Annotated in this window: 10 protein-coding genes; 6 read left to right on the forward strand and 4 right to left on the reverse strand. The window is 69.4% G+C overall.

The window, feature by feature from the left end; all coding sequences use genetic code 11:
- Positions 1 to 194 precede the first annotated feature (194 nt).
- Positions 195 to 3794, forward strand: coding sequence for a transcription-repair coupling factor (gene mfd, locus BQ8420_RS01105; protein ID WP_087095909.1), 3600 nt, complete (start codon positions 195 to 197; stop codon positions 3792 to 3794).
- 42 nt (positions 3795 to 3836) lie between these two features.
- Here the strand turns inward: mfd and BQ8420_RS01110 are convergent, their stop codons facing one another.
- A complete protein-coding gene (locus BQ8420_RS01110; protein WP_087095910.1) occupies positions 3837 to 5477 on the reverse strand; it encodes a DUF6350 family protein in 1641 nt (546 codons plus the stop codon).
- A 137-nt stretch (positions 5478 to 5614) separates the two neighbouring features.
- On the opposite strand from BQ8420_RS01110, the gene BQ8420_RS01115 reads away from it, so the two are divergent.
- On the forward strand, positions 5615 to 6127 hold the full coding sequence (locus BQ8420_RS01115; protein ID WP_087095911.1) for a DUF1707 domain-containing protein: 513 nt from the start codon (positions 5615 to 5617) through the stop codon (positions 6125 to 6127).
- Positions 6128 to 6208: 81 nt separating this feature from the next.
- Here the strand turns inward: BQ8420_RS01115 and sucD are convergent, their stop codons facing one another.
- The 3 genes from sucD to BQ8420_RS01130 all read right to left on the reverse strand — a co-directional run bounded on the left by sucD (position 6209) and on the right by BQ8420_RS01130 (position 9074).
- Positions 6209 to 7087, reverse strand: coding sequence for a succinate--CoA ligase subunit alpha (gene sucD / locus BQ8420_RS01120; RefSeq protein ID WP_087095912.1), 879 nt, complete (start codon positions 7085 to 7087; stop codon positions 6209 to 6211).
- Between the two features lie 14 nt (positions 7088 to 7101).
- Positions 7102 to 8283 carry an ADP-forming succinate--CoA ligase subunit beta gene (sucC, locus tag BQ8420_RS01125; protein WP_087095913.1) on the reverse strand — a complete coding sequence of 394 codons (1182 nt, stop codon included), beginning with the start codon at positions 8281 to 8283 and terminating at the stop codon, positions 7102 to 7104.
- Between the two features lie 380 nt (positions 8284 to 8663).
- Positions 8664 to 9074 carry a cobalamin B12-binding domain-containing protein gene (locus BQ8420_RS01130; protein ID WP_087095914.1) on the reverse strand — a complete coding sequence of 137 codons (411 nt, stop codon included), beginning with the start codon at positions 9072 to 9074 and terminating at the stop codon, positions 8664 to 8666.
- Positions 9075 to 9220: 146 nt separating this feature from the next.
- Between BQ8420_RS01130 and BQ8420_RS01135 the strand changes: the two genes are divergently transcribed.
- From BQ8420_RS01135 to BQ8420_RS01150, 4 genes are all read left to right on the forward strand, one after another.
- Entirely contained in the window at positions 9221 to 9505 is a 285-nt protein-coding gene (locus tag BQ8420_RS01135) for a hypothetical protein (protein ID WP_087095927.1), read from the forward strand.
- Positions 9506 to 9571: 66 nt separating this feature from the next.
- Positions 9572 to 11074, forward strand: a complete 1503-nt coding sequence (locus BQ8420_RS01140) for a DNA-3-methyladenine glycosylase 2 (protein ID WP_087095915.1) — start codon at positions 9572 to 9574, stop codon at positions 11072 to 11074.
- On the forward strand, positions 11071 to 11661 hold the full coding sequence (locus tag BQ8420_RS01145) for a methylated-DNA--[protein]-cysteine S-methyltransferase (RefSeq protein ID WP_087095916.1): 591 nt from the start codon (positions 11071 to 11073) through the stop codon (positions 11659 to 11661). Before BQ8420_RS01140 ends, BQ8420_RS01145 begins: the two co-directional genes overlap by 4 nt.
- A 112-nt stretch (positions 11662 to 11773) precedes the next feature.
- The gene (locus BQ8420_RS01150; RefSeq protein WP_087095917.1) at positions 11774 to 12808 is read left to right on the forward strand and encodes a M23 family metallopeptidase; all 1035 of its coding nucleotides are present in this window, start codon (positions 11774 to 11776) and stop codon (positions 12806 to 12808) included.
- The last annotated feature ends 550 nt before the right edge of the window (positions 12809 to 13358 follow it).

Genomic DNA, 13358 nt, shown 5'->3' on the forward strand with positions numbered 1-13358 from the left:
CCGCGCGCCACCGGCGGACTGGATAAGCTGAGAAGAGAACGGGTGGCGCACACCCACCCACGGCCGCCCGGCTCACGTGCGGCCCGATCGTGCCCGGACGGATCCGCACATGGACCCGTGGCCGTGACCGTCTCCGCCACCGCACGTACCGCAGGACGCGACGCCTGAACCGGACCACTCCACTTTCTGGTGCTATGAGCCTCATTGGACTTCTTGCCGACGTCTCCCGGGACCCGGCACTGCACAGCGCGATCGAGACCGCCCGCGGCGGCCACGATCCCCATCTCGACCTCGTCGCCCCGGCGGCCCTGCGCCCCTTCATGGTGGGCGCGTTGGCCGCCGACGCGCCGGTGGGCGCCGAACGCCCGGTGCTCGCCATCACCGCGACCGAACGTGAGGCCGCGGACCTGACCGACGCCTTGGGCTCACTGCTGCCCGCGGACTCGGTCGCGCTCTTCCCCGCGTGGGAGACGCTCCCGCACGAACGGCTCTCCCCGCGTTCGGACACCGTCGGCCGGCGCTTGGCGGTACTGCGACGGTTGACCCACCCCGACCCCGCCGACCCGCTCACCTCACCGCTTCGTGTGGTCGTGGCGCCGGTCCGCAGCGTCCTGCAACCGCTGGTCGCCGGCCTGGGAGACCTCGAACCGGTCCGGATCCGGGCCGGCGACGAGGCGCCCCTGGAGGAGGTCGTCACCTCCCTGACCAACACCGGCTACGCCCGCGTGGACCTGGTCGAGAAGCGCGGCGACATGGCCGTACGCGGGGGCATCCTCGACGTCTTCCCGCCCACCGAGGAACACCCGCTGCGGCTGGAGTTCTGGGGCGACACCGTCGAGGACATCCGCTACTTCCAGGTCGCCGACCAACGATCCATCACCCCCGGCGAAGAGAGCGCGGGTGCCGGCGACGCCACCTCCGGGCTGTTCGCGCCGCCCTGCCGGGAACTGCTGCTCACCGACACCGTCCGCGAACGCGCACGCGCCCTGGCCGCCGAACACCCCTCCCTCGCGGAGATCCTCACCAAGATCGCCGACGGCGTGGCCGTGGAGGGCATGGAGGCGTTCGCGCCCGTGCTCGCCGAGAGCATGGAACCGTTCTTCACCTACATGGCCAAGAACGCCATGGTGGTGGGCTGCGACCCCGAGCGCATCCGCACCCGCGCCCTGGAGTTGGAGGCCACCAGCGCCGAGTTCCTGGACGCGTCCTGGATCAACGCGGCCTCCGGCGGAGAGGCCCCCATCGACCTGGGCGGGTCGGCGTACATGTCGATCTCCGACCTGCGCTCCATCGCCGACGAACTGGAACTCCCCTGGTGGGGGCTGACCCCGTTCGCCGCCGATGAGGATCGCAACGCCGAAGAGGACGACGCGGTGATGGTGGGCGCGGTGCCCGCCGACACCTACCGCGGCGACACCGAACGCGCCCTGGCCGACATCAAGGGCTGGCTGCACGACAACTGGAGTGTCGTGCTGGTCACCCAGGGGCAGGGCCCCGCCGAGCGGCTCGTCGCGATGCTGCGCGACGCCGGGCTGGGCGCGAGCCTGACCGACGACCTCGTCGAGGCCCCCAAGGAGGCCATCGCCACCGTCACCACCGGCCTGGTCGACCACGGTTTCCTACTGCGGTCGGTGCACACGGTGGTGCTCACCGAGACCGACCTGGTGGGGCAGAAGTCCTCCACCCGGGACATGCGACGCATGCCCAGCCGACGCAAGGGCACCGTCGACCCACTCCAGCTCAAGCCCGGCGACCACGTCGTACACGAGCAGCACGGTGTGGGCCGCTACCTGGAGATGGTCAGCCGCCAGATCCAGGGCGCCACCCGCGAGTACCTGCTCATCGAGTACGCGCCCTCCAAGCGCGGCCAGCCCGGCGACCGCCTGTTCGTACCCACCGAACAGCTCGGCGAGGTCACCCGATACGTCGGCGGCGAGGCGCCCACCCTGTCCAAGATGGGCGGCGCCGAGTGGAGCAAGGCCAAGAGCCGGGCCCGCAAGGTCGTCCGGGAGATCGCCGGCGACCTCATCCGCCTGTACTCGGCCCGCCAGGCCTCCCCCGGGCACGCGTTCGGCCCGGACACCCCCTGGCAGCGCGAGCTGGAGGACGCCTTCCCGTACGTGGAGACGCCCGACCAGCTGGCCGCCATCGACGAGGTCAAGAGGGACATGGGCAAGTCGGTCCCGATGGACCGACTGATCTGCGGCGACGTCGGCTACGGCAAGACCGAGGTCGCGGTGCGAGCCGCGTTCAAGGCGGTCCAGGACGGCAAACAGGTCGCCGTGCTGGTGCCCACCACCCTGCTGGTCCAGCAGCACATGTCGACGTTCACCGAGCGGTACGCGTCCTTCCCCGTCTCGGTCAAGCCGATGTCGCGCTTCCAGACCGACGGTGAGGTGGAGCTGACCCGCGAAGGACTGCGCAGCGGCGAGGTCGACGTGGTGATCGGCACCCACCGACTGCTGTCGCAGGAGACCCGGTTCAAGGACCTCGGACTGGTCATCGTCGACGAGGAGCAGCGCTTCGGCGTCGAGCACAAGGAGTCCCTCAAGCGGCTGCGCACCCAGGTGGACGTGCTGGCCATGTCGGCCACGCCCATCCCGCGCACCCTGGAGATGGGTCTGACCGGCATCCGCGAGATGACCACCATCCTCACCCCGCCCGAGGAGCGCCACCCGGTGCTCACCTTCGTGGGGCCCTACGAGGACAAACAGATCACCGCGGCGATCCGGCGCGAACTGATGCGCGAGGGCCAGGTGTTCTTCGTGCACAACCGGGTGGCGTCCATCGACAAGGTGGCCGCGTCCATCCAACGCCTGGTGCCCGAGGCCCGGGTGGCCTACGCCCACGGCCAGATGAACGAGCATCAGCTCGAACGGGTCATGGTGGACTTCTGGGAGAAGAACTTCGACGTGCTGGTCTCCACGACCATCGTCGAGTCCGGCCTGGACGTGCCCAACGCCAACACCCTCATCATCGACCGCGCCGACACCTACGGGCTCTCCCAACTGCACCAGCTGCGCGGCCGGGTGGGTCGTGGCCGCGAACGCGCCTACGCCTACTTCCTGTACCCGCCGGAGAAACCGCTCAGCGAGACCGCCTACGAACGGTTGGCGACGGTGGCCCAGCACACCGAGACGGGCGCGGGCATGTACGTGGCGATGAAGGACCTGGAGATCCGCGGCGCCGGCAACATCCTGGGCGCCGAACAGTCCGGGACCATCGCGGGCGTGGGCTTCGACCTGTACATGCGCATGGTCGGTGAGGCCGTCGCCGAACTGAAGGGCGACCCGGCCGCCGCGGAAGAGATCGGGACCAAGGTCGAGCTGCCCATCAACGCGCACATCCCGCACGACTACGTGCCGGGTGAGCGGTTGCGGCTCCAGTCCTACAAGCGCATCGCGAGCGTGTCCGACGAGGCCGACATCCTCGCCGCCTACGAGGAGCTCACCGACCGGTACGGCGTCCCGCCGGAGCCGGTGGACAACCTCATGGCGGTGGCCCGATTCCGGGTCCTGGCCAAGTCCGCGGGGTTGGCCGACGTGGTCATGCAGGGCAGTCAGATCCGCTTCTCGCCGGTGGAGCTGCGCGAGTCCCAGGAACTGAGGCTGCGCCGCATGTACCCCAGGTCGATCCACAAGGAGGCCGCCAAGACCCTCCTGGTGCCGGTCCCCAAGGCCGGCGGGATGGGGGGCAAGCCACTGCGCGACCTGGAACTGCTCAAGTGGTGCACCGACCTGGTGAACGCCATCTTCGAGCCGGACAAGCGCCGCGTCCGGACCAAGGCCGAATAGACACGGGTGAGGGCGGGGGTGCACCGAGGTGCGCCCCCGCCCTCACTTGTCCTCCGACGGGGCCTCGTAGGTGATCCCGTACAGCTCCTCCTCGGAGATCTCCTCTTCCCCGTCACCGCCGCGCCGCCACCACGATCGCGCCTCCTTCTCCTCGCGCCGCTGGTCGCGCAGCTCCCTGCGGGCGTCCTTGCGCGCCAGCTTCTCGGTGGTGCGGTCGGCACGGCGGGCCTTGCGGACCCTCTTCAGCTCCTGCCGGCGTTCCTTGATGGTGGGCTCGGTGTCCACCGGTGCCTCGGGCTTCTCCTCGCGGGATCGCAGCGGGGTGACCGTCGCCAACCCCTTGCCGCTGGGCACGTCCTCGGGCAGCTCCACCACCGGCGCCGAAGGTTCCGTGGAGGACCGTTCGGCCTTGGCGTCCTCCCTGCGGGCGACCACCGAACGGCTCTGCTTGCGCGTGTACCACCAGTTGGCGATCCAGGCGGCCACGGCCGCGGCCACCCCCACCTCCAGTGCGGCCACCAACCCCACCTGCCAGGCCGACGGTCCCACCTCCGCCAGGCGATGGGTGCCCAACGACCCCCCGGCGGCACCGGCCAGGGCCGCGCACAGGATCCCCGTGGTCACCCCGCACACGAACCCCCACAGCGGAGCGGCCTCGCTCACCACGTCCGGGGCGTTGCGCTGGGTCACCATCCCGCCGAGCGCTCCCGCCACGAACGGCACCGCCAACGCCGCCAACGACAACACCGGGGCCGCGCCGTTGGCCGGCAACGCGGCGAGCATCGGCAGCGCGGGCAGCGCCCCCACCGACACTCCCGTCGGCGCCACCAGCGTCTCCGCACCCACCGCGAAACCCGGGCCGAGCGCGTAACAGACCGCGAAGACCACCGCGTTGGGCAAGTAGGCCAGCTGGACGATGAGCAACAGCGCCCCGCCGATCACGCCGGGGGCGAGGGAACCGGTGATCGCCAGCACCTCGTCCAGGCTCATCGCCAACGCCACCAGGAACAGCAGCAGCCCGCCGGCGAGCAGGGTCCCCGAGGACACCAGCATCCCCACCAGGAGCGAACGCGTACGAGCCGGCATCAGGTCGAGCAGGTCGCCCGCGGCCACGCCCTTGTCCCGCATGAGCTGGCGCAGCACGCCCAGGCCACCCGCCAGGAACGCGATCACGAACCCCATGAGCAACGCCCGCGGCATGCTCGGCTCCACCGAGTCCGTGTGCGCCAGCAGCGCGAGCGTGCCCGCGATCGCCGCGTAGGGACCCGCGATGGCCAGGGCCGCCCGGTACACGTGCCGCAGCCGTTCGATCTCGCAGTTGCGGGCCAACCACCGACCGAACCGGTACAGCAGCATCCCGGGCAGCAGCACCAACCCCATCGGCAGCAGGCTGATCTGCCCCTCCAGCATGGTGAAGGACACGTGATGGCCCACCAACCAGGCGAGGACGGCACTGCGCAACAGGTCGGCGATGTCCTCGCCGAAGGTGTCGTGCGGGGCCGCCACCCAGCCGACCATGGTGAAGGTGACGATCACCGCCAACCCGATACCGGCGGCCGAGGCGGCGGCGATCCCGCCGGTGGAGTAGATCGGGCGGGGCTCGCCCAGAGCCTTGGGGGCTGCGGACGCGGAGCCTGACTTCGACGGGCGCCCTCTGTCGGGGGGTGATGCTGGCGTACTCACCCGACTTATGCTGCCAGGGACCGGAATGCTCCGTGGCATCCAGGCCGCGCGTGTCGTGGCCGCGTCAGGGCCCGGGAACGGGGAACGAACGAGATACGTCGTAAGATGACGAGCCCCTCCCCGTCCGAAGGACAGTCATGTCAGAGCTCGACCCGGACCACCACTACCGTCTCTCGGACTCCGAACGCGACGAGGCCCTCGAACACCTGCGCACGGCGCTGCAGGACGGGCGGCTGGACCTGGACGAGCACGAACGGCGATCGAGCGAGACCCTGCGCGCCGTCACCAACACCGACCTGGTCCCGCTCTTCGACGATCTGCCCCGCGTGCTTCGGCCCAGCGCCATCGAGGGATCAAGGGAGACGTCCAAGGCCCCCGCGACCCGTGCCAAGGGCGACGTGGCGAAGGCCGAGAAGGGTGCGGACGTCGAGGCGGAGAAGAAGAAGGACGGCCCCAACGTCAACGGGCTGGTCATCTGGGGCGGCATCATCTTCGTCATCTGGGGCATCCCGGCCATCGCCTATGGGGGTACCGGTTCCCTCATCGGATGGTTGATCTTCCTGGCGCTGTTCATGGTCCCCGCCGTCACCATCGCGACCGTCCAAGGGGTCCGCAAGAGGGCGGACGGCCGCCCCGAGATCGAGGAGTGACCCGCCGGGGAACGCCGACGGCCCCGCGCCACCGGAACACGGTGGGGCGGGGCCGTACGAGAACGGCTACGACCTCAAAGGTCAGAAGAGCTCGCGAGCCAGCTCGGCGGTCTCGGTCGGGGTCTTGCCGACCTTGACGCCTGCGGCTTCGAGAGCCTCCTTCTTCGCCGCGGCGGTACCGGAGGAACCGGAGACGATGGCGCCGGCGTGGCCCATGGTCTTGCCCTCCGGGGCCGTGAAGCCCGCGACGTAACCGACGACCGGCTTGGTCACGTTCTCCTTGATGAACGCGGCCGCGCGCTCCTCGGCGTCGCCACCGATCTCACCGATCATCACGATCACGTCGGTGTCCGGGTCGGCTTCGAAAGCCGCCAGGGCGTCGATGTGCGTGGTGCCGATGATCGGGTCGCCACCGATGCCGACGGCGGTCGAGAAGCCGATGTCGCGCAGCTCGTACATCATCTGGTACGTGAGCGTGCCCGACTTCGACACCAGGCCGATACGACCCGGCTTGGTGATGTCGGCCGGGATGATGCCGGCGTTGGACTCGTCCGGGGTGATCAGACCGGGGCAGTTCGGACCGATGACGCGGGTCTTGTTGCCCTTGGCACCGGCGTGCGCCCAGAAGGCGGCGGTGTCGTGCACCGGGATGCCCTCGGTGATCACGACGGCCAGACCGATCTCCGCGTCGATGGCCTCGACGACGGCGTCCTTGGTGAACTTCGGCGGAACGAAGATCACGGTGACGTCGGCGCCGGTGGCCTTCATACCCTCGGCCACGGAGCCGAAGACCGGCACCTCGGTGCCGTCGAAGTCGACCTTCTGGCCGGCCTTGCGCGGGTTCACGCCACCGACGATTTGGGTACCCGAAGCGAGCATCCGACGGGTGTGCTTGGTGCCCTCAGAGCCGGTCATGCCCTGGACCAGCACCTTGCTGTCCTTGTTAAGGAAGATAGCCATGGTGAATTCGTCCCCTACTTAGCCGCGAGCTCGGCGGCCTGAGCGGCGGCGCCATCCATCGTGTCGACCCGGCGAACGGCCGGGTGGGCACGCTCGTCCAGAATCTGTCGGCCCAGTTCGGCGTTGTTACCGTCCAGGCGCACCACCAACGGCTTGGACACGTCGTCGCCGCGGCCCTCCAGCAGCTCCAGCGCCTGCACGATGCCGTTCGCGACGGCGTCACAAGCGGTGATGCCACCGAAGACGTTGACGAACACGCTCTTGACCGCCGGGTCGCCCAGGATGATCTCCAGGCCGTTGGCCATGACCTCGGCCGAAGCGCCGCCACCGATGTCGAGGAAGTTGGCGGGCTTGACACCACCGTGGTTCTCACCGGCGTAGGCGACCACGTCCAGGGTCGACATGACCAGACCGGCACCGTTACCGATGATGCCGACCTCGCCGTCGAGCTTGACGTAGTTGAGGCCCTTGGCCTTGGCGGCGACCTCCAACGGGTCACCCTCCTCGGCGAAGGTCAGGCTGTCCAGGTCCTGGCGGAACTCGGCGTTCTCGTCCAGGGTCACCTTGCCATCGAGGGCGACGACCCGGCCGTCCTTGGTCAGGATGAGCGGGTTCACCTCCACGAGGGTGGCGTCCTTGCCGACGAAGGCGTCCCAGAGCTTGGTGATGATCTCCGTGGCGCCCGCGACGGCGGCCTCGGGCAGGTTGCCCGTCTTGACGATCTGCGCGGCGACATCGGTCGGAACGCCCTTCAGGGCGTCGATCGAGATCTTGGCGACGGCGTCGGGGTTGGTCTCGGCGACCTCCTCGATCTCCATGCCGCCCTCTTTGGAGCAGATGGAGAGGAAGTCACGGTTGGCGCGGTCCAGGAGGACGGAGAAGTAGTACTCCTCGGCGATGTCACTCGCCTCTTCGACCAGGACACGGTGGACCGTGTGGCCCTTGATGTCCATGCCGAGGATCTGCTCGGCCTTGGCCTGAGCGTCCTCGGGGCCTTCGGCGACCTTCACACCGCCGGCCTTACCGCGGCCACCGGTCTTGACCTGGGCCTTCACGACGACACGGGGCTTGCCCGCGGCGGCGAACTCATCAGCGATGGCACGTGCCTCAGCGGCCGTGCTCGCCACCTTTCCCTGGGGTACGGGAACTCCGTACTCTGCGAAGAGTTCCTTCGCCTGGTATTCGAACAGGTCCACGAGGGTCCGTCCTTGTAATTCGCTGGCTCAAGTGTGTACCGGGGTGGCGTGTCCGGACCGGCGGTGACCCACTGAACAGGTGTCACACGACGCGAGCCCCGCTGGGGCCGAGCCGCCTACGGAAGATCGAGATCGCCGAGACGTCGCCACCCGCGACATGCGCAAAGCTTAGTCGCCCGGGATCCGGTCGCCGGCCACCGGGGCGGCGTTGACCCGCGGGCCACACCCCGGAAAGCCGCTCACGCGGTAGTACCACGGCTCTCACATGGGAAAATCTGTGACCAGAGACACGGCTGATAACACGGGCCCGGGGGTGTTCCACCGCACTTCGGACTCGGCCGTGGATGCGATGAACGTCACGATACGTGCGAGGTCGTGGCTCAGGCGGCGTGCTCCGGACGGATGTTCTCCCGCACCCAATCGGCGATATCGGCCGTCGGCGCTCCCGGCGTGAAGATCCGGGCCACCCCCATCGACTCCAACTCCGCGATGTCGGAATCGGGGATGATGCCCCCGCCGAACACCCGGATGTCGTCGGCGTCGTTCTCCCGCAGCAACTCCATGACCCGGCCGAACATCGTCATATGGGCGCCCGAGAGCACCGACAGACCGATGGCGTCCGCGTCCTCCTGCAGCGCCGCGGCCACGATCATCTCCGGGGTCTGGCGCAGGCCCGTGTAGATGACCTCCACCCCCGCGTCCCTCAGCACCCGAGCGACGATCTTGACCCCTCGGTCGTGTCCGTCCAGACCCGGCTTGGCGACGACGACCCGCGCGGCGGACTCGGCCATGGCGTACCCCTCACGACGTTTCCCCACCCGCCCGGCGCCCCTTGTGGGGGCCTCCCCGGACGCCGAGGAGGAGATGATGAACTCGTGTGAAGAGTAACGCAGCTCACGCGGGGATGCCCGGTCCGGGTGGCGGGTATCTTCCGACCATGGGAGACAACGTCAGCGGATTCGAGCACATCAGCACCGATGACCTGCGTGAACGCGCCGTGGAACTGGCGCGGAAGCGCTGGGACCTGCGGTTCTTCTGGAGACTGCTCGGCCTCATCCCCGCCGCCGAGGCCGCCGCGGGACACATGGACTCCAGCGAGGCGAGCGTCGCCCAGGCCTCCGGATTGTTCTTCGAGGCACTGTCCGCGGAGGACGACCCGGAACTCCAAGAGGCCTTGCGCCCGGTGTACGTCCAGTACCTGGTCGACAACGAGGAGGGATGACCCCGACACCTCCATGTCCGAAAACCGCCGGCCCCGCGGATCCGGGTCGGTGAACATGGAGGGGTGATGGACGACGACCAGCGATACAGAGCGGTCCACAGCAGGGACTCCCGCTTCGACGGGGTCTTCTACACCGCTGTACAGACCACCGGCATCTACTGCCGGCCGAGTTGCCCCGCGGTCACACCCCGACGAGAGAACGTCCGGTTCTACCGTTCCGCCGCGGCCGCCCAGGAGTCCGGCTACCGCGCCTGCAAACGCTGCCGCCCCGACACCGTGCCCGGTTCCGCCGAGTGGAACGTGCGGGCCGACGTGGTCGGCCGCGCGATGCGTCTGATCAACGACGGGGCCATGGATCGCGGCGGGGTGAGCGCGGTCGCCGAGACCCTGGGGTACAGCGAACGCCAGCTCAACCGGCTGCTCACCACCGAGGTCGGCGCGGGACCACTCGCACTGGCCCGCACCGAGCGGGCGCACACCGCCAGGATCCTGGTGGAGACCACCGACCTGCCCCTGACCGACACCGCTTTCGCCGCGGGCTTCGCGAGCGTCCGCCAGTTCAACGAGACCATGCGGGCGGTCTACGACCGCTCCCCCAGCCGGATGCGCGACGACGCCGACGCCGGCGGCGTCGCGACCGGTTCGGGCACCATCACGCTACGGCTCCCCTACCGAGGGCGGATCGACCTGTCGGGGATGCTCGCGTTCCTCGGTGAACGCGCCGTACCCGGAGTCGAGGAGTACGTCGACGGGGTGTACCGGCGCACGATCAGGCTGCCCAACGGGCCCGGAATCGTGGCGCTGGCACCCGCCCCGGGCGGAACCGTGGGCGGACACGTGCTGTGCCGGCTGCGACTGACCGACCCCCGCGACCTGGCCGGAGCGGTCCGCCGCTGCCGGAGCCTGCTCGACCTGGACGCCGACCCCGAAGCCGTCGCCGAGGTCCTCGGCCCCGACCCACTACTGGGACCGATACTGCGCGAGCGACCGGGAGTGCGAGCACCCGGCCACGTGGACCCCGCCGAACTCACCGTGCGGGCGGTCCTCGGACAGCAGGTGTCGGTGAGGGCCGCGCGTACCCTGGCGGGGCGGTTGGTCGAACGCTTCGGTGAGCCCCTGGAACGGCCCGACGGCGCCCTCACCCACACGTTCCCGACACCCGAGGCCCTCGCAGTGGCGGACCCGGCCGGGATGTCGATCCCCGTGGCCCGCGGCCGCGCGCTGGTGGGAGTGGCCGATGCGCTGGCCGACGGCCGCGTCGACCTCGGTCCCGGCTGTGACCGGGACGAGGCGGAACGGAGGCTGGTGGAGTTGCGCGGCATCGGCCCGTGGACCGCCCGGTACGTGCGCATGCGCGGCCTGGGCGACCCGGACGTGTTCCTGGAGACGGACCTCGGGGTCAGGAGGGCCCTGGAGAAGGCGGCGTTGCCGGCCACTCCGGCGGCAGCGGCACGCGGGGCACTGGCCTGGAGCCCTTGGCGTTCCTACGCCACCCACTTGTTGTGGGCATCGCTGGGGGCACGCCCCGAGAACGAGGGTGACGAACACCGAGAGAGGCGAGGACGATGACCTACACCGACCAGGACGCACTACCGCTGGACCTGCCCGCGGCCGTCGAACCGACGGCCCCGCCCAGGGTGACCTCGGTACGCTTCCGCGAACCGATGCCGGGAGCGATCCGGTACACGACGATGGACTCACCCCTGGGGGAACTCCTGCTGTTCGGCGACGGGGAGGCCCTTGCGGGGGTCTCGACCCCGCCCAAGGACGGTTCGCCGCACCGGGTCGCCGAGAGGTGGGTTGCCGACCGGGCGCCGTTCGCTGAGGTGAGGCGTCAGCTGGCCGCCTACTTCGCGGGTGAGCTGCGCGAGTTCGACCTGCCGTTGGCGCCCGCCGGCACCCCCTGGCAGCTGCGGGTGTGGCGGGCTCTGACCACCATCCCGTACGGGGAGACGGCCGGGTACGGGGAGCTCGCCGAGGAACTGGGCCGACCCACCGCCTCGCGTGCCCTGGGCGCGGCGAACGGTCGCAACCCGATCAGCGTCATCGTCCCCTGCCACCGGGTGATCGGCGCGAACGGCTCACTGACGGGGTACGCGGGAGGGCTCGAACGCAAGAAGAAACTTTTGAACCTCGAAAACAAGAATCGCGTATGAAAGTTTCATTACCCCCCTTGATCCGGGTCTGGGGCGTGCTTACTCTGCGGTAACCACATCAAGGTTGTGGTGTCACATCCCCGTTCGCTACTCGACTCCCCCAGGAGAAGCGTTGGCACTGCTCACCCCCACCCCCCGATTCCTGCCCGTAGGCGCGCTCACGGTCACCATGGCCGCGGCTCTGCTGGCGGGAGCCTCCACCCCGGTCTCGGCCCAGCCGGCCGCACCGTCGCACACCACGGCGGACAACGTCGAGGTCATCGTCGAGAACGCCGAGACCCTGGACCTGCCCAGCACCCTGAGCACCACCTCCGAGACCGCCGAGGACGCTCTGTCCGACGCCGTCATCGACGACGTCCTGGCCGAGCGCGACACCGGGCTGTCCGCCTTGGCCGACCAGGAGCGCGACGTCCGCGTCGACATCCGGGAGGCCGCCGACGGCGCCGCGTTCGGCGTCGCCATCGTGACCGCTCCCATGGGCGCCGAGGAGGACCCCGACGCCTGGCTCTTCGCCGCCGAACACGAGGCCTCCGATTGGACGGTCGGCCTGGAGGGAACCGAGGAGTTCTCCTCGATCCTCGCCGAAAGCACCTTGTTGGCCGACGAGGAGAGAGAGACCGTCGCCACCTCGACCGATCCCTCCGACGTCGCCCCCGCTAGCTACGTCGGTGTCGGCCTGCCCTTCGCCATCGGCTCCTCGATGATCATGACCGGCGGCCCCCACGGCGAGGTCGGGCAGTCCGCGGACTTCGCCGGCGGAGCCGGTCAGGCCCGCGCGTCCCGTGGTGGCTACGCCTACAGCCTGTGCGACGGCTGGACCCGCGTCATCCACGACAACGGTTTCTCCACGGACTACTACCACCTTGAGGACTACCAGTGGCTGCCCGGCAACGACGTCGGCACCGGCCACTACCTGGGTACCCAGGGCAACAGCCTCTGCGCCGGCGGCTCCACCACGGGCGCGCACATCCACTACTCGCTCCGGGCCTACAACGACCCCAACGCGGCGGGCTGGTTCGTCTCCCTGAACGGTAGGACCCTGGGCGGCTGGACCTTCGTCCAAGGCAACCAGTACGGCGGCTACGCCTACCGCGACGGCGTCGGCACCATCTACCCGGGCGGTTCGATGTACAACTACGGCTTCTGACCCAAGCCGGTCTGAGCCTGGCTGTCGGGTCCGGGCCGTCGGATCGGGTCATCGGGATCGGGTCATCAGGGCTCCGAGTTACCGGTCCGGTCGGACCCACCAGGACCCCCGAGCCTCTGAGGCCAGAGTCGTCGAGGTCCGAGGTCCAAGGCCCGAGGTCCGAGTCCCGCGCTAGTAGGCATGTGCAGTAAGAGGGACCTCCGTATCCGAGCGGAGGTCCCTCCCTCATGTCCGACCCCAGTTCCGGGTTATCCACAGGCTTGAAGCCTTGACCTGGTGCCCTGAGCCCTTTGCGTGATCCCATCGATCTTGGGGGAGCCCAGGTTTCCGCCGGCTTCGTGCTGTCCTTGAACAGTTACCGGCCAAGCGTCCAGAAGATTCGGCATGAGTGGGAGACATTGGTGCCTGGGGCGTGTGGATATCTGAAGCACCTGGCCACCGGGGTGCCTGGGACGCCTAAGGTCGAATTCCTTCGGGCTGTCGGGCGGGGTGGAGGTGGAGGTGGGTGCATGGAGCGCTTGGGGTTGTGTTCCTTGGGGTTGTTGGGCGG

The sequence above is a fragment of the Nocardiopsis sp. JB363 genome (assembly GCF_900143625.1).
Classification (GTDB): Bacteria; Actinomycetota; Actinomycetes; order Streptosporangiales; family Streptosporangiaceae; genus Nocardiopsis.

Coding starts and splice junctions, on each gene's coding strand:
- mfd (WP_087095909.1), top strand. CDS start 195: ATGAGCCTCATTGGACTTCTTGCCGACGTCTCCCGGGACCCGGCACTG.
- BQ8420_RS01115 (WP_087095911.1), top strand. CDS start 5,615: ATGTCAGAGCTCGACCCGGACCACCACTACCGTCTCTCGGACTCCGAA.
- sucD (WP_087095912.1), bottom strand. CDS start 7,087: ATGGCTATCTTCCTTAACAAGGACAGCAAGGTGCTGGTCCAGGGCATG.
- BQ8420_RS01130 (WP_087095914.1), bottom strand. CDS start 9,074: ATGGCCGAGTCCGCCGCGCGGGTCGTCGTCGCCAAGCCGGGTCTGGAC.
- BQ8420_RS01135 (WP_087095927.1), top strand. CDS start 9,221: ATGGGAGACAACGTCAGCGGATTCGAGCACATCAGCACCGATGACCTG.
- BQ8420_RS01140 (WP_087095915.1), top strand. CDS start 9,572: ATGGACGACGACCAGCGATACAGAGCGGTCCACAGCAGGGACTCCCGC.
- BQ8420_RS01145 (WP_087095916.1), top strand. CDS start 11,071: ATGACCTACACCGACCAGGACGCACTACCGCTGGACCTGCCCGCGGCC.